Source organism: Bradyrhizobium sp. 187 (genome assembly GCF_023101005.1).
Taxonomy (GTDB): domain Bacteria; phylum Pseudomonadota; class Alphaproteobacteria; order Rhizobiales; family Xanthobacteraceae; genus Bradyrhizobium; species Bradyrhizobium canariense_D.
In genome coordinates, this window is record NZ_CP064693.1 from 5729993 (window position 1) to 5749838 (window position 19846).

16 protein-coding genes and 9 pseudogenes are annotated in these 19846 nt (G+C 60.4%); 15 read left to right on the top strand and 10 right to left on the bottom strand.

Going from position 1 to position 19846, the window contains the following annotated elements; translation table 11 throughout:
- Window positions 1-38 precede the first annotated feature (38 nt).
- Window positions 39-191, bottom strand: a complete 153-nt coding sequence (locus IVB19_RS27800) for a hypothetical protein (protein WP_247820269.1) — start codon at window positions 189-191, stop codon at window positions 39-41.
- 482 nt (window positions 192-673) lie between these two features.
- Between IVB19_RS27800 and IVB19_RS27805 the strand changes: the two genes are divergently transcribed.
- Window positions 674-904: a hypothetical protein gene (locus tag IVB19_RS27805; RefSeq protein WP_247820270.1), complete on the top strand. Its 231-nt coding sequence runs from the start codon at window positions 674-676 to the stop codon at window positions 902-904.
- A gap of 607 nt (window positions 905-1511) precedes the next feature.
- On the opposite strand, the gene IVB19_RS27810 is transcribed toward IVB19_RS27805, so the two are convergent.
- From IVB19_RS27810 to IVB19_RS27830, 5 genes and pseudogenes are all read right to left on the bottom strand, one after another.
- Window positions 1512-2045, bottom strand: a complete 534-nt coding sequence (locus IVB19_RS27810; RefSeq protein WP_247820271.1) for a cytochrome b — start codon at window positions 2043-2045, stop codon at window positions 1512-1514.
- Window positions 2046-2447: 402 nt separating this feature from the next.
- The gene (locus IVB19_RS27815) at window positions 2448-3770 is read right to left on the bottom strand and encodes a PQQ-dependent sugar dehydrogenase (protein ID WP_247820273.1); all 1323 of its coding nucleotides are present in this window, start codon (window positions 3768-3770) and stop codon (window positions 2448-2450) included.
- The gene (locus tag IVB19_RS27820) at window positions 3767-4204 is read right to left on the bottom strand and encodes a DUF2231 domain-containing protein (protein ID WP_247820275.1); all 438 of its coding nucleotides are present in this window, start codon (window positions 4202-4204) and stop codon (window positions 3767-3769) included. Before IVB19_RS27820 ends, IVB19_RS27815 begins: the two co-directional genes overlap by 4 nt.
- A gap of 180 nt (window positions 4205-4384) precedes the next feature.
- Window positions 4385-5248, bottom strand: a complete 864-nt coding sequence (locus tag IVB19_RS27825; protein ID WP_247820276.1) for a hypothetical protein — start codon at window positions 5246-5248, stop codon at window positions 4385-4387.
- Between the two features lie 119 nt (window positions 5249-5367).
- Window positions 5368-5648 (bottom strand): annotated as a pseudogene (locus tag IVB19_RS27830) (ATP dependent DNA ligase); the annotation flags it as partial.
- Between the two features lie 18 nt (window positions 5649-5666).
- On the opposite strand from IVB19_RS27830, the gene IVB19_RS40500 reads away from it, so the two are divergent.
- The gene (locus IVB19_RS40500) at window positions 5667-5882 is read left to right on the top strand and encodes an ATP-binding protein (RefSeq protein ID WP_346283631.1); all 216 of its coding nucleotides are present in this window, start codon (window positions 5667-5669) and stop codon (window positions 5880-5882) included.
- Between the two features lie 871 nt (window positions 5883-6753).
- Here the strand turns inward: IVB19_RS40500 and IVB19_RS27840 are convergent.
- The gene (locus IVB19_RS27840; RefSeq protein ID WP_247820277.1) at window positions 6754-7296 is read right to left on the bottom strand and encodes a TetR-like C-terminal domain-containing protein; all 543 of its coding nucleotides are present in this window, start codon (window positions 7294-7296) and stop codon (window positions 6754-6756) included.
- Between the two features lie 618 nt (window positions 7297-7914).
- Between IVB19_RS27840 and IVB19_RS27845 the strand changes: the two genes are divergently transcribed.
- Window positions 7915-8889 (top strand): AraC-like ligand-binding domain-containing protein, encoded by a 975-nt coding sequence (locus tag IVB19_RS27845; protein ID WP_247820279.1) that lies wholly within the window; start codon window positions 7915-7917, stop codon window positions 8887-8889.
- 154 nt (window positions 8890-9043) lie between these two features.
- Here IVB19_RS27845 and IVB19_RS27850 read toward each other — a convergent pair.
- Together IVB19_RS27850 and IVB19_RS27855 are read right to left on the bottom strand one after the other, a co-directional pair.
- Window positions 9044-9439: pseudogene (locus IVB19_RS27850) on the bottom strand (hypothetical protein); the annotation flags it as partial.
- Between the two features lie 18 nt (window positions 9440-9457).
- Window positions 9458-9658 carry a hypothetical protein gene (locus tag IVB19_RS27855; RefSeq protein WP_247820281.1) on the bottom strand — a complete coding sequence of 67 codons (201 nt, stop codon included), beginning with the start codon at window positions 9656-9658 and terminating at the stop codon, window positions 9458-9460.
- 122 nt (window positions 9659-9780) lie between these two features.
- Here IVB19_RS27855 and IVB19_RS27860 point away from each other — a divergent pair.
- From IVB19_RS27860 to IVB19_RS27895, 8 genes and pseudogenes are all read left to right on the top strand, one after another.
- Window positions 9781-10057: pseudogene (locus tag IVB19_RS27860) on the top strand (carbohydrate porin); the annotation flags it as partial.
- Window positions 10058-10119: 62 nt separating this feature from the next.
- Window positions 10120-10475, top strand: a pseudogene (locus tag IVB19_RS27865) (PRC-barrel domain-containing protein).
- 419 nt (window positions 10476-10894) lie between these two features.
- A complete protein-coding gene (locus tag IVB19_RS40780) occupies window positions 10895-11338 on the top strand; it encodes an erythromycin esterase family protein (protein WP_524536770.1) in 444 nt (147 codons plus the stop codon).
- 78 nt (window positions 11339-11416) lie between these two features.
- A pseudogene (locus tag IVB19_RS27875) lies at window positions 11417-11581 on the top strand (glutathione-dependent formaldehyde dehydrogenase); the annotation flags it as partial.
- Window positions 11582-11683: 102 nt separating this feature from the next.
- The gene (locus IVB19_RS27880; RefSeq protein WP_247820282.1) at window positions 11684-11833 is read left to right on the top strand and encodes a hypothetical protein; all 150 of its coding nucleotides are present in this window, start codon (window positions 11684-11686) and stop codon (window positions 11831-11833) included.
- A gap of 184 nt (window positions 11834-12017) precedes the next feature.
- Window positions 12018-12275, top strand: a complete 258-nt coding sequence (locus IVB19_RS27885; RefSeq protein ID WP_247820284.1) for a hypothetical protein — start codon at window positions 12018-12020, stop codon at window positions 12273-12275.
- A gap of 29 nt (window positions 12276-12304) precedes the next feature.
- On the top strand, window positions 12305-12916 hold the full coding sequence (locus tag IVB19_RS27890) for a hypothetical protein (protein ID WP_247820285.1): 612 nt from the start codon (window positions 12305-12307) through the stop codon (window positions 12914-12916).
- Window positions 12917-12949: 33 nt separating this feature from the next.
- Window positions 12950-13906, top strand: a complete 957-nt coding sequence (locus IVB19_RS27895) for a Fe-Mn family superoxide dismutase (RefSeq protein ID WP_247820287.1) — start codon at window positions 12950-12952, stop codon at window positions 13904-13906.
- A gap of 358 nt (window positions 13907-14264) precedes the next feature.
- Here IVB19_RS27895 and IVB19_RS27900 read toward each other — a convergent pair.
- A pseudogene (locus IVB19_RS27900) lies at window positions 14265-14813 on the bottom strand (TadE/TadG family type IV pilus assembly protein).
- A gap of 987 nt (window positions 14814-15800) precedes the next feature.
- Here IVB19_RS27900 and IVB19_RS27905 point away from each other — a divergent pair.
- The 4 genes and pseudogenes from IVB19_RS27905 to IVB19_RS27920 form a co-directional block, all read left to right on the top strand.
- Window positions 15801-16643, top strand: a pseudogene (locus IVB19_RS27905) (type III polyketide synthase); the annotation flags it as partial.
- Window positions 16640-17158, top strand: coding sequence for an isoprenylcysteine carboxyl methyltransferase family protein (locus IVB19_RS27910; RefSeq protein WP_247820289.1), 519 nt, complete (start codon window positions 16640-16642; stop codon window positions 17156-17158). The pseudogene IVB19_RS27905 and the gene IVB19_RS27910, both read left to right, overlap by 4 nt.
- A pseudogene (locus IVB19_RS27915) lies at window positions 17151-18745 on the top strand (DHA2 family efflux MFS transporter permease subunit). The gene IVB19_RS27910 and the pseudogene IVB19_RS27915 overlap by 8 nt, the downstream one beginning before the upstream one ends.
- Window positions 18746-19305: 560 nt before the next feature.
- Window positions 19306-19748 (top strand): annotated as a pseudogene (locus tag IVB19_RS27920) (helix-turn-helix domain-containing protein); the annotation flags it as partial.
- Window positions 19749-19846 lie beyond the last annotated feature (98 nt).

The following is a 19846-nucleotide window of genomic DNA, read 5'->3' on the forward strand; positions in this document are numbered from 1 at the left end:
CGATTCCAGATAGCCGCAGGCCGAGCACCGATAGGTCGTCACGTAAGCGCCTTCCTGCCGAACATGAACGACTCGCGGTACGTGGCGGGCGGCACTCCCGCAAACCAGAGCAATTGCCCACGCCCCAGGCTGGGAATGAAGCCCAGCTCCATCGTCTTCTCGCATTTCGGGCAAGCTTTCTGCTCTGTCATTTGGGGATCGTAGACGGACTACCGAACGTTACAAGGTCCTGAGCAGCGCGCTCCTCTCATCTGAGCGCCGCCACCGTTCAGTGAGCCGGGGCAACATCGGTCCGTGCTCTTCGCGGCAGCTTTTCCTAGGTCTCGCAGCACGCAGGAACGTCGCCGATTAGGCGCGGTTGTCCAGCGGGGCGGCCGAGAACGCCGACGATGCTTGAAACCGATACCTTGCTGGTTAAGTGCCCGAACTGCGGCGCCTGCCGATGGCCGCAAACCTGCCGAAAAACCTTTCACCCGGTGTCGAGCTCGAGTTCAGATGCTCGCGGTGCGCTCAGCATGAGCTCGGGCGTTTGCGGCGTCCGAGCTTATCAGGCCCAGCCGAGCGGGTGACGTGAGACCAGCAGCAAAATGGATCTACACGAACAATGGCCGCGGAACGGCCATTCACTTCGCGACTTGACCATCGCGAGCGTCGAATTTTCGGAGGAGAGATCATGAAGACCATCTTTGCGGCTGTCTGCCTGCTGTCACTGGCGTTGGCCTCGCCGGTGCAAGCGAAGGGGTGCATCAAGGGCGCGATCGTCGGTGGTGTTGCCGGCCACATGGCGGGCCATGGCAAGCTCGGCGCGGTGGCGGGCTGCGCGGTGGGCCATCATGAGGCTAACAAGCAGAACGGCAACAAGCCGAACAACTCGAACGCGCAAGCTCCGTCCGGGCAGAAGTAATCTATCCAGGTTGCCGCCGGGGCTTCTTCGGCCCCCGGCGAGCGCGAGCCTACCGACCGCGACAACCAGCTCGGGCCGCATCTCTCGCCTGGTCGGGAGAAGGTCGATGGCGGCGTGCGTGGCGCAGGCAGCGGTCGGTCGGTCGCTCCGGATCCAGAGGGACCCTTGTCATCGTACCGTTTCGAGCTCCAGCAGGCGCCGCATGGTGAACGAGTTGGCCTTCTCGGCGAGGGTCAAGACCCGATGGGCGAGACCCGGATAATTGTTGCTCCATGACGCACCCCAGCAACATCACCGATCACAGGAATTGAGTACGTCCGGCGCCGGCGAGTCAAGGCGCCGGAAGATGCCCCGAGCGCGGCGTCGGTCACGTGGTCGACGCTACCCGGAGCACGTCCCGCTCTCGGCAAAGATCGTCCACCTTCGCCCGCATCCTCGAGAGCAGCAGTTCGGCTGAGGCGGTTGCGACGTCGGACCTGGGCAGCGGAAGCGGGGCGCGTTTCGGTCGAGAGCTGCCCAATAACCAGCACGACGGTGTCAGCTCACCTCTCGAAAGGAGACCTCGCAACGCGCCCGGCTGAGGTCAGCCAAGGGCCAACAAGAGAGGTCACCGACGACTTGGCAGCATTCGTTGCATGACGCCGTCTCGGTAAATGAAAATGTGGGCGAAGGCTGCGGCCACATGAACGCCGATTGCGATCAGCAACGCCCACTCCGCAATCTGATGCCAGCCGTCGATCTGATGGATCGCGACCGGGTTTTTCCCGGCCAGCATCGGTAGCGGGATGAGATTGAAATAGGAGACCGACCAGCCCCGGAACGATGTGAACAGCCACCCTGTCATGGTTGCAGCGAGAACCAGGACATAAAGCAGCCAATGCACTGCCTCTGAGGACACTCGCTGCCACGGCGGAAGTGAACTCTCCGGCGCCACCGGATGGGTGATACGCCAGACAAGCCGTAACAAGATCAACGCGAGGATGGTCAGACCCAATGAGATATGGAGCGTCATGGCCCTGCCCGGCGGACCCGCATGAACGTCCGGCATAAGCCAACCAAGCGAAAACTGAACGGCCAGCAGGGCCACGACGAGCCAATGGAGCACTTTGGCCGGGGTACCGTAGCGCAGCCGATTAGTCATAAGGCCCTATCTCGATATCTGGAAGCCGCGCTGCGTGCTGTCTCTCCAGGACGTAGGACGGTACGGCGCCCGGCACAACAGATACCGCCATCTGTCGTTCCCAATAGCCATGATGGCGCGCGCGGCCGCACGATCAACTATTCATTCCGGCGCTCATTCTCGCGCGAAGCGATCGATGCACGGTTCGTGGCCATGGCCATCGACACCGTCTTGTGGTTGTCGTTCGTCAACCTGCACTTCGATCACATTGCAGGAAGGCGAAACCTTCACCAACGCCGTCGTAACAACGAGGTGTCAACGACGCGGTCTTGAAGGGTTAGGTTACGGCGCGAAAGAAGATCAATTGCAAAAAGATCCCTTAGCGTCGCCACGCGGATCTCGCTGCATGAGAGACTCGGCTGGCTACTGCGCCGACTTCTCCGAACTGATGCGCCACACCGCGTTGCCAGTATCGTCGGCGACCAGCAGTGCGCCCGTGCGGTCAAGCCCTACGCCCACGGGTCGCCCTCGCACCGTTCCGTTGTCGTCGCCGAGAAATCCGGTGACGACCGGGACGGGTTTGCCTTCAGGTCGACCGTTCACCAAGGGCACGAAAATGACCTGATAGCCGTTGACAGGGCTGCGATCCCAGCTGCCGTGCTCCCCGACGAAGATGCCGTTGCTGAATTTGGGTGAGAGCTTCTCGCCCTGGCTGAACACAAGGCCAAGCGCAGCCACATGCGAACTCAGGCCGTAGTCGGGCTTGACCGCTTTGGCCACCAGGTCGGGCCTCTGCGGATGGACTCTGACATCAACGTGCTCGCCCCAGTAGCTGTAAGGCCAGCCATAGAAGGCTCCCTCCTGCACCATGGTAAGGTAGTCCGGGACTAGGTCTGGGCCGATCTCGTCCCGCTCGTTCACGACCGCGAACAGCCGGCCTGTCTCCGGATCGATTGCCAGATTGGTTGGGTTACGCGTGCCCGAAGCATAAACGCGCTTGGCACCGGTCAGGCGGTCGACCTCGTAGATCGCAGCCCGGCCTTCTTCGACGTCGAGGCCGTTTTCGGTAATGTTGCTGTTGGATCCGACGCCGACATAGAGCTTGGATCCATCCGCGCTGGCGACCATCGATTTGGTCCAGTGGTGGTCGATTGGTCCCGCCGGAAGGTCAGCAAGCTTCGAGCCTGGCTCCTTGATTTGAGTCTGCCCCAGAGCGTACTTGAACGCCATGATCGCGTCGGTGTTGGCGACATAGAGGGTGCCGTCCACGTAAGTCACGCCGTAAGGCGAGTGAAGGTGGTCGACTAAAACCGTTTGCTCCTCCGGCTTTCCGTCGCCGTCGGCATCGCGAAGCAGGGTGATGCGATTGCCGCCCTTGCCGGCGGTTCCGGCTCTCGCCTTCACCTTGCCTTGGATGAAGTCCTTGGGCCGGAAAGGTGTGGTGCCGGGGCTGTTACCTTCGACGACCAGGATATCACCGTTCGGCAGAGGGTAGACGATGCGCGGATGCAACAGCCCTGTTGCCATCGCCTGAATTTTTAATCCACCCGAAACGGTCGGGGTCTCCCCCGGTTTCCAGCCCACCTCCTTGGGAACGCTCATGGGCGGCAACAGATAGTTCTGAGGCTCAGGGAGATAGGGATCTGCCCCGTACTGCCGTATGGGATCACCGCCTTGATCGCCGCAGGCGGTCAGCGCGACCAAGGCGCAAAGGGCCGGCAAGGCTCTGAGCAGTGCATGAGTCACGGTCTGTCTCCCGTCGCGAAGGTACGAACCGCGGTCACCTTCCAACCGCGGACGGCGGCCATAAGCAGCAGAATCGTCACGATTCCGGAGAGCGACATCCCCTGCGGCACGACCGAGGTCCAGGCGTCGCGGCTGTGGATGAAAACATTCAGGAGAGAGAGAAGGGCGGCCGCCGCGACGAGTAAGAAGGAGATCCAATTGATGCGTCCCGCACGGCCCGTCAGTAAATCGATGATCAGGGCGATCGTGGCGATGAGAGCCAGAACCAGACCGGCAGCAATCAGCCACGCTGACGAGTTGGCCCACTGCCAATTCGATGTGTCCCAGTACATGATGTCGGTGGCCAGCCCGGCGATCAGCAGCGTTGCCCCGGCGGCGATGAAGCTTGGGTGCAGCAGTGATCTCGGACAGGCTTCGGGCCCCGGTCTTGCCATGTACCCTCCGAATTGGATTGACGGCTCGCGCCGAGCGACGTGCGGCGCTCCTCGGAACAGGTGGTCGCCACGTGCTGAAGACCCCGTGGCGAATCCCGTTCAGCGCAGAAGCATGATCAGGATGATGAGCGGGATCGGAATTCCGACGAGCCAAAGCAGAATGGGCATGGTTATATCTCCTTAGTTTCTCGCCAGTGATGATTGAACGGTTGCGTAGCGCTTCTTGCCCCATGTCCCGTCCCGAACTCCGCCGCCTTCCATGGCGGCCAGGGTCCCGGAGAACGTCCCGATGAACAGCGACAGCGCCAGCCAGATTGCCAACTGCATCGCTGCCTTTCGGGCGGCATCCAAATCCGACTTGGCCTGAGTGACGACGTCGTTCACGCGCTTCTCGGCATCGGCCTGGCTGAGGCCGGTGCGCGCGGCCACCACCTTGGCGATATAGGCCTTGTCGTTCGCGTTCACATCGCTTCCGGCACGGAAGTCGGTGGTCAGCAGACGAACCATCTCTGGCCGCGGATCGGATTGGCCCTGTGCCTGTGCGGACGGATCGTTGGGACGCAGCAGCGTGGCGACGTAACCCGCCATAGGCCCGGAGTTCGCCGCGCTTGCCGCGCCCTGAGTGGCGCCGCCGAGGGCGTGGCCGAGAAGTGTGCTGGCGGGCGAGGCCAACAGCACCGCTCCGAGCACGGACGCGACAGCCCAGGCCAGGAAGCCGTGGGCCGTGTCCCGGAACTGAACCTCGGTCGTGTGGACGCCGACCCACTTCGTCCGGAGACGCCCGGCGAGATGGCCGCCGATCGAGGAGGACAGCATCGCCATCACGATGAAGTAAAGCCCCGTACCGATCTTGAATGTCGTCGCCGAAACGCCGGAATTGCCCCACGGCGACACGACCGTGAAGCCCATTCCGGCGCCGAAGGACAGCAGAACGAGGGTCAAGGCCATGGAGGCTGCCGCGCCCGCCAGCACCGCCGCCCAGGAAACACCGGCTACCGTCGGCTCGACATCCTCGGCCGGAGCACGTTCCAATCCTTCAGCCATCGCGATCTCCAGTTTGCTCCTCGTTCTGCCCAAGAAATGCGCAGGTCGTCGGTAAGTTCCTAGAATGAAACTTGGGAGCGGGCTGTATTTTCCCCGATCGGGTCGAGCCCGCCGCACAATCAGAGGTCCTCGCGCAGCCCCTTGAAGAACGGGTGCCGGACTTGCCCTGCGGCAGACTTCGCCCGGTACTCGATCTCGGCCAGCAGCTTTGGCTCGACCCAGACGCCCTTGTGTGCGATCCGCTTGGCGTATGGCTGGGGTTTCCGGACGAGCGGCTCCAGCCGTCTCCGGAGTTCGCCGGCCTTGTCGAAGCCGTGGTCGACCTTGCCCGCTAGACGAGATCGTCGCCTTTGCGGCGGCCGACGTAGAGGCCGTCCCACTCCGCGCCGTCCAAGACGAAGTCGATCTTGGCCACTATTTGAGCCAGATCGCCGCCGCCGTCATGAACACCTGCGCCGTCGAGGGAATTCGGCTCGATCAGAAAACGGACTACGCGCCGGTCTCGGTCAACACCGCGCTGTCAGTGGGACTTGTCGTGAACGAGCTTCTGACCAACTCCTTCAAATATGCCTTCCGTGGCCGCGACCGCGGCGTGATCACGGTCGAATGCGTGCGCCACAGTGAGGACCGCTAACGTGTCGTCATCGCCGACGACGGGCGTCGGGCTGCCGGAAGGCGGCGTTTGGCCGGTTCCGGGAAAGATCGGCGCGCTTATCGTCCAGACTCTGAGAGAAAACGCGAAAACTGACTTCGACGTCCAAAGCACGCCGGGCCGGGCGTTCGAATGACGATGAACGTCGATCGAAAGGCGGCCACGCGCAATCATCCGTGAGGGAGGCTGTTTCCGCCGAGGCCGCCCGGTGGAGCATCGCGCGTCCGCGACAGCGGTTCGTACGTCACCGCAACCAATCATCGCAGGGCAAATCAGAGCACGATCCCAGAGCATGATGGTCGAGATCCGTCTCGGATTGGGGGTCACCGCTTCTACGCCTCAGTCGGATCGAACCTCGTCGTCGCGTGACGCACAGCCAGAACGGCTTGAGAGCGGATAGTCCGTCGTTGGCCCTGATCGCCTCCCGACTCGCCGCGGGTGCCGTTGCCTCCGATCTGCAGTCTCGGGCGCGGCCTGCCGACGAGTTCGTTTGGACCGCCTCTTCTGGGACAATGGGTTCGCGTTGCCGACGGCGGACGATTGACCCTCCGCCGCTTCAACGGCATCGAATTCGCGTCGAAGGTCGGCAATGCCCTGTCCTGTCGATCAATGCGCCAAGCGCGATTTCGTTGCGGCCGCGGCAAGGTCAAATGCAAGGCCGCTGGTCAGCCAAGCGCGGCGCGTTACGCGTCGACGCATGATTCGACCTCATTTAAGAAGACCGTTCGGCGTCCGAGCACCTTCGAGCATTCGCGACCAAGGATCTCGATTCCCGTCGTGACGCAATTACCACTCAATAGCTGGATTTTTACGTATCATTAAATGGCACCGTATTCGCGATCCCGAACGGTCTCTACCGGCAAGTCATGACGGCTTGCACGCCGGCAATAAACACATCAATCGCCTTCTCATATGACTGCTCGTAGGAATAGACGCGCGAAAACGATCCCATGATCTCGTGCAGAACGAAGCCGCGCACAAGACTTTTTAGCATCCCGCTGGCGTCATCCGCGCCGCTACCGTGAACTCCGCATTCGACAAACAGTTCTGCCATGAAGTCCCGGATTTGGTTGTCAGCGGAACGCCATTCCGTACAATCGGTCACAGGCGCGCGAAGCGCTGCTGCCCAAAATGCCGGACGTTCGACCGCGTATTGACGCATCTCTATTGCGACTGACCTGAGGGCCGCAAACGATGTCCTTCCTGCGCGCGCCTTTCGAAGTCGATCCAGCAGATCTCGATGAGCCTTGATTGCAATAAAGCGCCGGACCTCTGCAACCATGGTTCTCTTTTCACCGGAAAACTGCTCTAGCTCCGCCGCGAGATCATTGGCGAGTGCTTTTTCCCACGAGACCGATAGCAGTCGATCGAGAGAAGAGTCGCGTGAACGCATCATCGATCGCCCTCCGATTGAAGCGCGAAACTGGGTTGCGTTCGTTGAAATTCAACCTCAATTTCGGTCCCAAGCGTCCAGACCCGCTTGCATCGTCGTAACACGGACCTCGGCGGCGGTGTAAATAGGAGGAGGAACTCGGTTAGCTCCTTGGGGTTCGCGACATAGAGTCGCGCGCCGTTGTGCCAAACGCTCAAAACCTGGCACTCCATGGACCACGCCTCATCAAGGGACATGCACGTTGCGTAAAGAGGCGGATTGAACGATACCCGTTTCGGGTCCGTTCGAAGTGCGGGGAAGCCGATAGTTTGCCTCCGAGTTCCGGATTGTTCATTGCTGTAGCTGAGGCCTAGTGGGGCCCGTTGGGCAGAGTTGGAACCCAAAGTAGTCTCCGACTTCCCGTCAATCGAATTCACTCGTGACGCATCGTTGGCGCTCATCATTTCCCACCATCATCAGCGAAAACTTTCGTTGGCGCTTTTGTTAATGTACCAATGAAGTGGTCACCCCTTGAAAGGGAAGCGGCCGATCAGGCACAACTGACCATAATGGCCGCCAATGTCAGCCGATCGGTCGTACTGGCGCTATTGATCGGCTGCATCACCGTTAAGGAGTGCTTTCGTGGAAACGATCTTCTCGACTGACCAAGTTCATCCGCGCGAGCGGTACGACTATTGGCATAGCGTCGCGTGCAAGAAGATCGTTGACCATGATTCGGTGCCGGAAGACCGACTTAATTTTGATGCGAGCATCGAGTTGGGCACGCTGGGCAATCTAGGACTTGTCCGATTTCATAATTCGCCGATGCGGGTAAGTCACACGCTAACGCATGTCGCCCAAGTCGAATCCGACCGCCTCTTTGTATGTTTTCAGGTTGAGGGCGCAGTCTTCATCATGCAGAACGGGCGGGAGGTCACTCTTGAAGCCGGGACTCTGACGCTAGTCGATCCAATGCTTTCTTACGATTGTACTTTTTTTCGCGGCTCCAAGCTTCTCGTATTGAAAGTCCCGCGGCGAGAGCTGCGAGCCCGTCTTGGCAGGAACCTCGAATTGATTACGCGGCTCGTTACCCCAGCTCGAGTGGATGACAGCTTGGCACTCTCGCTGACGGCAATGCTGCCGTCGCTTGCAGGAAAAATGAGCACGGTCACCGAAGAAATGGTGGGAAACCATGCGGTGGACCTTATTAGCCTTTCAATCGCGAGGACGATGGAGAGTGATGCCGTTCGCATCTCCTGCCCGAAGACGGTGTTGCTGGCCCGTCTTCGGGCGGTGATCGAAGCGAGGCTGACCAATCCTCATCTGGACGCGCGAGAAGTTGCCGATGCGGTGGGAATCAGCGTGCGATATGCCAACGAGTTGTTCTTTGAACAAGATACCTCGATCAGGCGCTTGATCATCGCACGACGGCTTGGGCGCTGCCGAGATGCGCTTGAAGATGCGACTCAGTTTCATCGAACTGTGAGTGATATTGCGTACGGCTGGGGATTTTCCGACATGACCCACTTTGGGCGCCGCTTCAAAGAAACCTATGGAATTCTGCCAAGCGAATGCCGAATCCTTGCTCGTCAATCTGCAGAACGTGCCAGCTTGTAAGCTTTTGCACTACCGCGGCCACCAGGTCTCACCCGAACGTCTCGGAGAGCTTTGACGCACATATAAGGTAGTATTGCGCGCGCACGTCGTGCTTAACCTTTTTGAGTTCCTGAATCGCATCCTTAAGGTATTCTGTACGGCGCCACTCCGCAGAGGAAGCGTTCGCCCGCGCCCGTTCACGCGCATCGCGCGCGCGCTCCCGACGTTCGCGACGCCGCCTTGACCGCTCGGCCGGCTGCGGCAGCGGCAGCAGCGGCGCGTCTACGGCCGGTACATCCTCTATCGCCTGGTCGGCGACCGGGCGCGCCTCCATGAATTCCAGCACCGTCCGCCCCTTGACGGTGATCTTCCAGCCGCCGCTCTCGCGCGCGACCGGGCCTTGCGAAAAGATGGCCAGGTCCGGCACGCGCGCGGCCAGCCGCTTGGTGCGGTCGGCCCAGTCCCGACCGCTGGTCGCCAGGATCGCCATGTCGCGCTTGAGGTCGGCCATCACGGCAAATCCGTCCGGGTAGCTCTCCGGGATATTCAGCACCGTGACCTGAAAATTCACCCCCGCCTCCCCGCCCGGTCAGCGCCACATGGTCGGGACTTGCGAGAGAGCTTGGCGCCCGACCTGCCTGAGACCTTCGGGCGACACCTCTCCGCGCGTAGCAGCTTCCAGAATCTTCGCAGCGACTTGGGTGCGCACTCCGTTCTCGCGGCGCGGAACGCTCTCGCAGACTTCGTCGAGGACCGCGCGCAAAAGCGCGGTAGTGGAGGTGTCGAACATGAAATGCCCCATGCGGGAAAGCCCGATCCTAGCGCAATTTTTCGCTTTTGGAATTCGGAATCTTGAACACCCGCGAGTGGTCAGAGTAGCTGCCCCAATCCCTACAGGCGATCTCCATCCCCAAGCCGGCCGATCCAACATAGGGGAGAGCAGATGGAGGAGAAGACGCTCGGTCTTCTGCCAATCCGCTTTCAGAACTACGGCGTGAATTTCGCGGCGACCTACATCGGCGAGGTGCTCGGCAACGCGTCCGGAGGATCGAAACAGGGCACGATCTACGAAGGCCGCCTGAACCTCGCCGTGGACGTCGATCTGCAGAAGCTCGTCGGCATCGACAAGCTCACCTTTCACGCCAACATCTTCCAGATCCATGGCGACGGGTTGTCGCGCTCCAATCTCGAAGGAACGAGCATCCGGCAGCCTCCGTTATCTCACATCGATGTTGCCAAAAGGAGGAGACGATGGAAACGGAAAGGCGTGAAACAGGAACGCTGATCGGCAGCGATAAGGTCGAGGGCACCGCGGTGTACGGCGCCGACAATCAGAAGATCGGCTCGTCGAACGCGTGATGATCGACAAGGTCAGCGGCCAAGTGTCGTATGCGGTTCTCAGCTTCGGTGGCTTTCTCGGAATCGGCGACGATCATTACCCGCTGCCCTGGCAATCCTTGAAGTACGATACGGGCCTCGGCGGCTACCGGACCAATCTCACCGCAGAACGGCTGGAGGGAGCGCCGAAATACGGCAACGACAACGATTGGAATTGGGAGGACCCCGGACGGACGAGAGCGGTGAACGATTATTATTCCGGCTTCTAACCGATCCCGGCGACCGGGGCCGCCGCCGGCTTCGAATGACTTCATCAGGAAATGGCTTCGCGACCTGCGACGCGTGGTCGGCGCTAAGCCTGGGCGCGGAACTCGCGGCCGGCTGTGGTTCGCTTGAGTCCGTCGGCAGGCCAGGTGTCAATCGGCTGACGATCGGTTTCGGCGCGCGAGGCTCCCGCCGGGATTTTCTAGCTTCGCCAAACGAGACGCGGAGGCGAGCAGCATCAGCAACAGCGCGCGATTCGCCTGGTACCCGGCGGCCGCCCGGCTGCGCTCCGACCCCTGCATGAGGGCGCGGCCCTCTGTTGTGCAGAGATGCCACCTGCATGCCTGGCGGCGCGGTCTCAGCCGGATTTCAAAAAGCGGCAGCTCGTCCGGCAGCCTCGGATTGGGACGGCGAGATGGAAGTGATGCGCGTTCGTCCATCCCGCGCGGACAGCTATGAACGGTTGTTTCATGACGCCGGCGTGGAGCGGGGCCTGGTTGAATTCCGTCGTCACGAAGCGCTTCGGCGCCGGCTGATCGAGCCTCGCCTCGAACGGTTCATCGGCGTGATCTACCGGCCGGTTGCATTACGCCGAGGCTTCGCTACTCAGCAATTCGATGGCTTCGTCTGGCTGGACGAGACGCGTGCGGTAACGCGTCTTGGGCCGAAACACCGGCGGACCGGGTTCCGGATACCTATCCATTCGGACTTCGACGCGCCGGCGCCCAGCCATGCTCCTCGCGTTTTTGGATGGCGCCGGCCTCCTACAGCAAGAGGATCGCCCTACCGCGTAGCGTGCGAATCGCCCGTGGTCCTTCCTTCGTCCTCAGCATCGAGATCGCTCCTGGGGTTCGTTCCCGGCGGTTAGCATGATGCAAGTTTCGCAATCGGCAGGGCCGGAGCTTGCCCCTAAGATGGGGCCGTTGCGAAGCTCGCCGAAGGGAGCTGTCCGCGATGGAACCCCAACGCGAAGATGGCCGCCGAGCAGTTCGGATACACGACGGCAGGACTATTCGGATATTGGCACACGACGAGTGGCTACTCTGGCGGCGAGGCAGAGTACGCCCGCGTTCCTCTGGCGGACATCGGGCCCATAGTTGTGCCGCAAGGGCGAAGCGCAGCACGCCACGCCCGATCGCTACGTGCTTGCGTCGCATCGTCGTGAGTCCATTACGACTTGTTTTTCTCGGCGTACTCGGCGTTGCCGACGCGGATGAGCGTCTTCTTCAGAAGGCTCACGATCATCGCCAGCACCCAGTTTCATGTCCGCGGCGACGCGGGCACGCAGGGCTGGCAGGACCGCCGCGAACTGCATGACATGTTCGCACTTGTTTTGCTTCCGAAGCTCCGCCATTTCGGATGACAGCGGTACGCTTGCGCCCCGCGCATCCCCCAAGGTCTGCTGTGGCAGAGCTCCGGCCGGAAACAGAACGAGATGTTGTTGCATTTTTCGATTTGCTGAACTAAGACGTGCTCAGGGGAAATGCAGTCTCCCCTTGAGGCCTCGGTCTAAGAACTGTGCAACTCGAATTGTCGAGGAATTGCACATGGACCAGAGCAGACCTCCCATTCCTCCCAGTGTTTTTCTTCTGCGGTCTGCTTCCGAGCGGACTTCTGCAGATATTGAACCGCCGCCCGAATCCTGCCGAAACGATCCAGCCGATGGATCTTCGGTCGCCGTCTATTACCGGAACGAGGATGAAGTACGCGAAGGGTTCCTGATTGCGCTGCGCGCAGCGGGAATTGCTGGTGACGAGCAACACTCCGAGGCGGCAACGCCTCCCTTCTGCGGCACAAAACCATGAGGAGGCTCTATTTCGCCTGTCTCCTACCTATGAGCATGCTCTTGTTTGCGTGCGGACCGACGGCATCGCGTCCTTCGGCCGATGCCGTCACGTTCGATACGGCAGAACGGCTTGCCGATTTTGATTTTGGCGCCTCACGCGACGGCGGCCCTGGCAAATGGTCCGTCATTGATAACGACGCAGGTCGTGGGTTGGCGCAGACCGGCCCCGAGCCAAACGAAAACCGATTGGCGTTCGCCTTTTACCGGCCCTTCTCCGGACGTGACGTCTACGTGTCGACGCGCTTTCTGACTAATTCAGGCAAGAACGAACAAACGGCCGGCCTGGTCGTTCGGTTCAGGTCGCCTGACGACTACTACGCGGTTTGCGCCGACGCGCTCGAGAACAACGTCACCCTGTACCGCGTCGCCTCTGGAAGGCGAGAGACGATCGGAGGCATGGACGTCAACGTGTCGGGCGAAGCGCGGCATACGCTCGGTATCGCGGCGAACGAGGACCGCCTCACGGTGTTTTTCGACGGCAAGGAGCTTTTTGTCGCGATCGACAGAAGGTTTCCGGGCCCACCTGGGAAGGTCGGCTTGTGGACCCATACCGACAGCATGACCCTGTTCGAAGCTCTCGAAGTCTCAGCCCTTCATTAACTGGGAAAACCAGACGACCAAAGGAAAATTACGATGCGCTACCAACTCGCACCGCTTCATTGCCGCCCCTGGACGTTGAACGGGATCTCCGCACGCCTCATCGAAAGCCACTACGAAAACAACTACGGCGGGGCCCTCAATCGCTTGAACGCCATCTCCGAGGAGATCGAGCGCCTCGATCTCGGTGACACTCCCAACCCGTCGCTCGCCCGGCTGAAGCGCGACGAGATTGTCGCGCTCAACTCGACGCTTCTGCACGAATTGTATTTTGCCAGCCTCGGCGGCGACGGACGCGTCGTGCCGGACGACCTCGCAAGCGCCATCGCAAAGGATTTTGGATCGGTCGATCGCTGGCGCCAGGAGTTCGTCGGCATTGCGTCCGCACTGGCCGGCGGCTCGGGCTGGGTGCTGCTGACCTACGTTCCGCGCGACGGACGGCTCATCAATCAGATTGCTTCGGAACACAGTCAAAGCATCGCTGGCGGCGTCCCGATACTGGCCCTCGATATGTACGAGCACGCCTTCCACCTGGAATTCGGCGCGAACGCCGGCGCCTACATCGCTGCCTTCATGCGCAACATCGATTGGCCCGCCGTAAAGCAGCGCTACGAGGATGCCATCAAGGTCTCGCCTCCGCGGCCGCTCGAACAAAAGGAGTTTGGCGACGTGCCGTCGATTTCCGCGGAGGAAGTCCGGGAGATGATGAAGTCGGGGACGCCGGTTCAGATCATCGATACGCGCCCCAAACACTACACAACGAAGGCTCAGGACATCATGGATGGAGCCGTATGGCGCGATCCCGAACGTCTCGACGACTGGATCGGCACCCTGTCGAAGACCGAGCCCGTCGTCACGTTCTGCGTCTACGGCTTCCACATCGGCTGTCAGACGGCCTCGGCGCTGCGCAAGGCCGGTTTCGATGCCCGCTACATGGCGGGCGGACATTATGCCTGGAAGGCAATCAAGGGCCCGGTGAAGTTCTTTGAGTGACCTGGATCTTGTCGGTTCGATATCGCGGGAAGAAGGCCGATGCTGATAAGCGGCGAAAACGAGTCGCAGAACGCAAAGCCAGAGGGTTAGTTGCCCGCCCCAACGTCTGGCTCATCATCCCCTCGGCCCCATAAGAGTGCAAGAGCCGTGCGGGGAGCGGTTCACTTAAGACGATGCGAACCACAGCCCGAGATAGTATTTATCTTCGTTCATTTCGCCCCCTTGTAGTCGACAAGGAAAAGCCAGCACCTTTTCAGTCCATGGCGGTCCACGGATCGACGCTCTCGCTTATTACCTCAACAAGTATAGTCTAACTAAAGGGAGCTATCGCCGAAAGTTGGTGGTGGCGGGAAATGCTTTAATACGGCTCGTTCTTGAAAACGGCGGTCCCGACCAATAGCCGTTTATTGCCCGCTAGGTTCGAGGGATTCCAGCCGAGTCCGGTGACGATCTGCGGTCACTGATAGAACATTCGCACCACCACCACGTCGCCCGGCCCGCCCGGGCTGTATTTGAGATTCGAGCTGGTGAAATTACCGCCGTTGTCGATCGGACTACTTAGGTTGATGCTCGTAAAGGACGAATAACTCTGGACGTCGATGGAGATACCACTGCAGCTAAACAGGGCCGGGATCTGTCCGCAGACGTAGTTCGAGAACTGGCTCGACGTATAGCCAGCTGCTTGAACTTGTCCGGTCAGGACCATCCGTGCCGATTCAACCGTCACGCTCTGGAGCAATTGACCCGCGAGGAACAGGATCCCGGCCTCCAAAATGGCAAACAGGAGCCCGAAGAAAACAGGCGTGATAAATGCAAACTCAACCGCGGTGGACCCCAAGCTGTCGCGTCGGAACCGACGAAGCAAGCGGCGGACCGAAACGGTGGATGAGGCGGCGGCTAATGGCATCAAGCATTCCCTAGCGGAGGCTTAGGCTCAAGAAGTAGCAAGGAATCATTGTCGATTAGTTTGCGATCGTTGCGTAAGCCTGCCAACCTATCAACCTGTCATCGACACCGCTTATTTCGAATGGTCCAGTAAGCGTCGCCGCGTCTAACCGGCGTTTGATCAGGCTTGCGGGCAGCTGGTGGGAAGAGGGCTCGCGGTATTATAGAAGACGCATTGTGACATTCGGGGGCGAGTGTAGGCGAAGTCGCTCAAGACCACTCCGCCCTTGTTCATGAGGTAGCCAATCGTCGGTACGTAGACGTATGTCACGCTTGAGTAAATCACGTACGTGTTGGCGACCTGAAGCGAAGCGGGAATGTTCACTACCGTTCCTGGCGTGGGGGCCGACGAGCCATCGCTATTCACAGCCCATTGGATCCGCGCCTGCAGGCTTGGATTGACCCATAACTGGACGATCGACATCTTGAGATGAGGATCGGTTGGACTCGTCGCGTACGGGTACAAGACCCCGGTCGATGCGGCGAAGAAATTAGTCAAATCCGAATCTTGGACGGACTTAGATTGAGCGGCCGGCCGTGACAGATTTGCGATCGATGGGAACCTAGAAATTCGTCGCTTGGTTAAACTCACGGGTTGAGCGAGCTGAGCGGCCTGGTCTAACCTTCCCCCAGAGCCTTCCCACCGGGCCGCATTTCCACGAGATTGTCGCGATGCCGATGCGAGACACACCAACCATATTGCCCGCAGTTCAGGCGATGATCTGTATTGTTGGGTTGAGCATGGCACTCGTTGGCTCGTGGATGATCTGGGGACCCGCGAGCATTCTCGTTGTGCTCGGAGGTGCGCTCTTTGTTTTCGGTCTCGCGTCGATCGGTTAGCAAATCGGCCCGCGCCGCGGGGTCCGCACCTAGCGTGGCGCCCTGATCGGATATGTCTTTGATTGCGCAGCACCGCCGCCACGTGCCGTCGATCGCCATCATCTGAGCGGAACGCACCGAGGCCTTTCTCGAAGGAGCTGAAGCGCTATTTGTTGACGTCGCCGAGAAGGCGCTTGCGAGCGCGCAACTTGCTGGCAGCGATGTCGACACTGTCCTGACCGTTTCTTCAACGGGAATCGCGACACCAAGTCTCGAGGCGCGCGTCGCCCGCCGGATGGGCTTCCGGTCCGACGTAATGCGTGTACCGGTGTTTGGTCTTGGCTGTGCGGGCGGGGTTTCGGGTTTATCCATTGCGTCGCGCCTGGCCCAGGCGCAGCCAGGCACCAACGTGTTGCTGGTCACGATCGAGCTCTGCTCACTTGCACTTCGCCTGGACGAACTTACCAAGGCTAACATTGTTGCCGTGAGCCTGTTCGGCGACGGCGCTGCTGCAATCGTGCTGCGCGCGGGCGATAGCGGCGCGACGCAGATCGAGGCTGCCGGCGAACACCTTTGGCCGGATACGCTTGGCATCATGGGATGGAGTGTCGACCCGGAAGGATTCGGCGTCATCTTTCGCCGCACTATACCTGACTTCGTCACGAGGCATCTCAACCCCGCCGTCACGGAAATTCTCTCCAGCATGCGCCTTTCGATGGACGACATTGACCGGTTCATCTGCCATCCCGGCGGCGCGAAGGTTATAGATGCATTGGAAAGCGCGCTCGCGCTCGACCAAGGAACGCTTTCCCATGAACGGCAGATTATCGCCGACTTTGGCAACATGTCATCACCCACGGTATTGTTTGTGCTTGAGCAGGCTCGCGCGAAGGGGCTGCCGGCGCGGTCGCTGTTAACGGCGCTCGGACCCGGCTTCACCGCGAGCTGTGTCACGCTACGGCACACTGCGTGACGTCTGCTGAACTCATTCTCGGCGCCATCACGCTGCAGCGCGTGGGCGAACTCGTCATTTCGCGCGCCAACACTCGCAAGCTCCTGGCTGGCGGCGCCGTTGAGGTGGCATCCTGGCATTATCCGTTGATCATCACGGTTCATGCAGCCTGGCTATCGTCGCTGTGGGTGTTGGGACGTGATCAACCGGTGAATGTCGTTGCCTTGGCCGGTTACCTTATCCTTCAGTGCCTTCGCTTCTGGGTCATCTGGACGCTCGGCTCGCGATGGACGACGCGGATAATTGTTCTGCCCGGACAGCCGCTCGTGTCGGCGGGGCCCTATCGATTTTTGTCGCATCCTAACTATGCCGTGGTCGCTGGCGAGATCGCCGTGCTCCCTTTGGTTCTAGGTCTGCCGCGGCTGGCCGTCGTCTTCACCATCCTTAACGCTACGGCTCTCGCGATCCGCATACGGGCCGAAAACCGCGCTCTCGCCGCATCCCGTGAGACATTGTGCGTGGCGCATCATGACTGAGCGGGTTACCGAGCCGAGCGCGGCGACGTGGCTTGGATTCGTCCTGATGTGCCTTGGCATGTTCATGGCGATCCTCGACATTCAGGTCGTCGCCACTTCGCTGCCCACGATCCAGAGTACACTTGCAATATCGCGGGAGGCGATGAGCTGGATTCAAACCGCGTATCTGATCGCCGAGATCATCGCCATTCCACTGACTGGATGGCTTACGCGCGCTTTGACGCTGCGATGGCTGTTCGTTGTTGCGATCACCCTTTTTACCCTCGCCTCTATCGGTTGCGCGTTCAGCCACAGTTTCACGACGCTTGTCAGCTTTCGCGTGCTTCAGGGTTTTGCTGGCGGCATGTTGATCCCGGCGGTTTTTTCCGCTGTCTTCCTGCTGTTTCCGATCCGTTTGCATCCCGTTGCCACCACCATGGCCGGCATCATGGCTGTGCTGGCGCCTACGGTCGGGCCCGTGGTCGGTGGCTGGATCACCGACACATGGTCCTGGCATTGGCTATTTCTGATCAATGTCGCCCCTGGTGTGATCGCCGCGCTCGCCACGCCAATGCTGCTCCCGCGCGAACGACCGCGGTTTTCCGATCTGACCACACTCGACGTGCCTTCTCTCGCACTTCTTGCGGTTTCGCTTGCATGCCTGGAGATCGGCCTGAAGGAAGGCCCGCAATACGGGTGGCTTTCGCCATTCTGCTCTATCCTGATCGTCTTGAGTGCTGCTGCGGCAACTGCCTTCGCGATCCGAACACTCAGAGCCGCACATCCGGTGGTCGAACTGTCGACATTCAGATCTCGCTCCTTTGCGATCGGTTGCGCATTGAGCTTCCTCCTCGGAATTGGATTATTTGGATCGGTCTATCTCATGCCGGTCTTCCTCGCCTATGTTCGACATCATGACGCATTTGAAATCGGCACGATCATGCTCGTCACTGGCGTTTCGCAGCTTGCCACCGCGCCGGTTGCGGGCCTGTTGGAAAGCAGGTTCGATCCCCGTTGGTTGTCGGCGGCGCGGTTTGGGCTGTTCGCCATCGGACTGGGTTGCAGTGCATTCGAGAGCCGTGTCGCCGACTTCCAAGAAATGTTATGGCCGCAAGTTTTGCGCGGCGTTGCGATCATGTTCTGCCTGCTGCCTCCAACCCGGCTGGCGTTGGGTTCGCTGACTGCATCACAGATACCCGACGCAAGCGGCCTGTTCAATCTGATGCGAAACGTCGGGGGCGCAATCGGTATCGCGCTGATCGATACGATCCTTTACGGGCGCACTGGCGGGCACGCCGACGCTTTGCGCGAGCGTCTGATTGCGGGCGATGTAACTGCGGCTCAGGCGATCGGGCTTGACCTGACGTTGTTTACTCATCGCCCTCCCCAGGTCTCCGATGCCACGATTGAAGCCTATTTGCGTCCCATGGTCGAAAGGCGGCTTTCGCGCTCAGTGCCAACGAAGCCTGGGCCTTCCTCGCTTGCGTGGCGCTGCTCGGACTATTGCTCATCCCGTTCGCGGCCGGTCGATCGGCAGGCACTGATGCAGGCACAGACCAACTTGAACATCGAAGCCACATTGCGCTGGGGCCGCCTCCAACGCTGTAAGCAATCAACATGATAAGATGTGATCGTTGGCGCCGTCATTTTGGCTCATCCGGATCAAAAGCTCCGGCCGGCAGCCACGATCCGGTGTGTCGCGCTTCGTGCGTGCCTATCTCAGCTGCCGTGTCAGTCCTGGCATTTGGGTGGGCTCCCTGCTCGCGAGGAGTCTTCCGAATCCGCCAATCCTTGCTTCATTAGCGCAACATCTCTCATCTTATCACCCTGTACCGCCATGATCGTGTCTCGGTCTTTAGGATCGCCTGGAGTGATAAGGCTCCGACCACGACTATAGGAGACTAACAAATTCTTTCACTCCGCTACTTTCCCACCGACATGAGGAGGCGGTCCCTTGCGCCGGAATACCTGACTAGTGGCTCTGCACAGTGATTTTGACAGGTTGGGTCCGGGCGGTCAGATTAGCTCGGGCAGGAGTTTCGGATCAATGAGGACCTCGATACTGCTAGGCGTCCTTGGCTGCCGTCTGATGAGGCCGGCCCGTTTCAGCGTCAGCACCATCTGGTGAACCGAAGGCGGGCTGACGCGGAAATAGTCCTGCATGCGGCTCGACTGTGTACCGGACCAAGCGACGCTTCGTGGAAGGCAATCTGGATCGGGCGCTGAGCGAAGAGATACCTTCTGGGGCGGAACGCAAACTCACGGGCAAGGAAGAAGCCTTGCTAGTGGCGACAGCCTGCGCCAGTCCGCCAAAGGGCCGTACCCGCTGAATGCTCGAGCTGCTGGCGGCTGCGCAGATCAAGCTCACCGAACACAAGAGCCTGTCGCACGAGACGGTTCGGCGGCGCCTGGCCGAGAATGGCCTCAAGCCTGGCGCAAAGACATGTGGTGCATTCTGCAAGTCGACGGCGAATACGTTGCCCGCATGGAGGACGTGCTTGACCTCGATGCCGAGGCGCCCGACCCAAGACGGCCAGCGGTGTGCTACGGCGAAAGCCCGGTGCAACTGATCGGCGAGGCGCGTCAGCCCATAGTGGCGCGACCGTCACGGACGGCACCTGCCGGCCTGCTTCAAGACGCCGCACGGGAGCCAGCTCGATGGAACCTCTAGTCCCCGCGAACGGCCAAGAGGAGGATAACCCGTGGGCA

What these genes read in the sequence shown, in the direction of transcription:
- IVB19_RS27810 (WP_247820271.1), bottom strand. Translation starts at nt 2,045, where the DNA reads ATGACTAATCGGCTGCGCTACGGTACCCCGGCCAAAGTGCTCCATTGG.
- IVB19_RS27885 (WP_247820284.1), top strand. Translation starts at nt 12,018, where the DNA reads ATGGACCAGAGCAGACCTCCCATTCCTCCCAGTGTTTTTCTTCTGCGG.
- IVB19_RS27890 (WP_247820285.1), top strand. Translation starts at nt 12,305, where the DNA reads ATGAGCATGCTCTTGTTTGCGTGCGGACCGACGGCATCGCGTCCTTCG.
- IVB19_RS27895 (WP_247820287.1), top strand. Translation starts at nt 12,950, where the DNA reads ATGCGCTACCAACTCGCACCGCTTCATTGCCGCCCCTGGACGTTGAAC.
- IVB19_RS27855 (WP_247820281.1), bottom strand. Translation starts at nt 9,658, where the DNA reads ATGTTCGACACCTCCACTACCGCGCTTTTGCGCGCGGTCCTCGACGAA.
- IVB19_RS27805 (WP_247820270.1), top strand. Translation starts at nt 674, where the DNA reads ATGAAGACCATCTTTGCGGCTGTCTGCCTGCTGTCACTGGCGTTGGCC.
- IVB19_RS27840 (WP_247820277.1), bottom strand. Translation starts at nt 7,296, where the DNA reads ATGATGCGTTCACGCGACTCTTCTCTCGATCGACTGCTATCGGTCTCG.
- IVB19_RS27825 (WP_247820276.1), bottom strand. Translation starts at nt 5,248, where the DNA reads ATGGCTGAAGGATTGGAACGTGCTCCGGCCGAGGATGTCGAGCCGACG.
- IVB19_RS27800 (WP_247820269.1), bottom strand. Translation starts at nt 191, where the DNA reads ATGACAGAGCAGAAAGCTTGCCCGAAATGCGAGAAGACGATGGAGCTG.
- IVB19_RS27880 (WP_247820282.1), top strand. Translation starts at nt 11,684, where the DNA reads ATGAGCGTCTTCTTCAGAAGGCTCACGATCATCGCCAGCACCCAGTTT.
- IVB19_RS40780 (WP_524536770.1), top strand. Translation starts at nt 10,895, where the DNA reads ATGCGCGTTCGTCCATCCCGCGCGGACAGCTATGAACGGTTGTTTCAT.
- IVB19_RS27820 (WP_247820275.1), bottom strand. Translation starts at nt 4,204, where the DNA reads ATGGCAAGACCGGGGCCCGAAGCCTGTCCGAGATCACTGCTGCACCCA.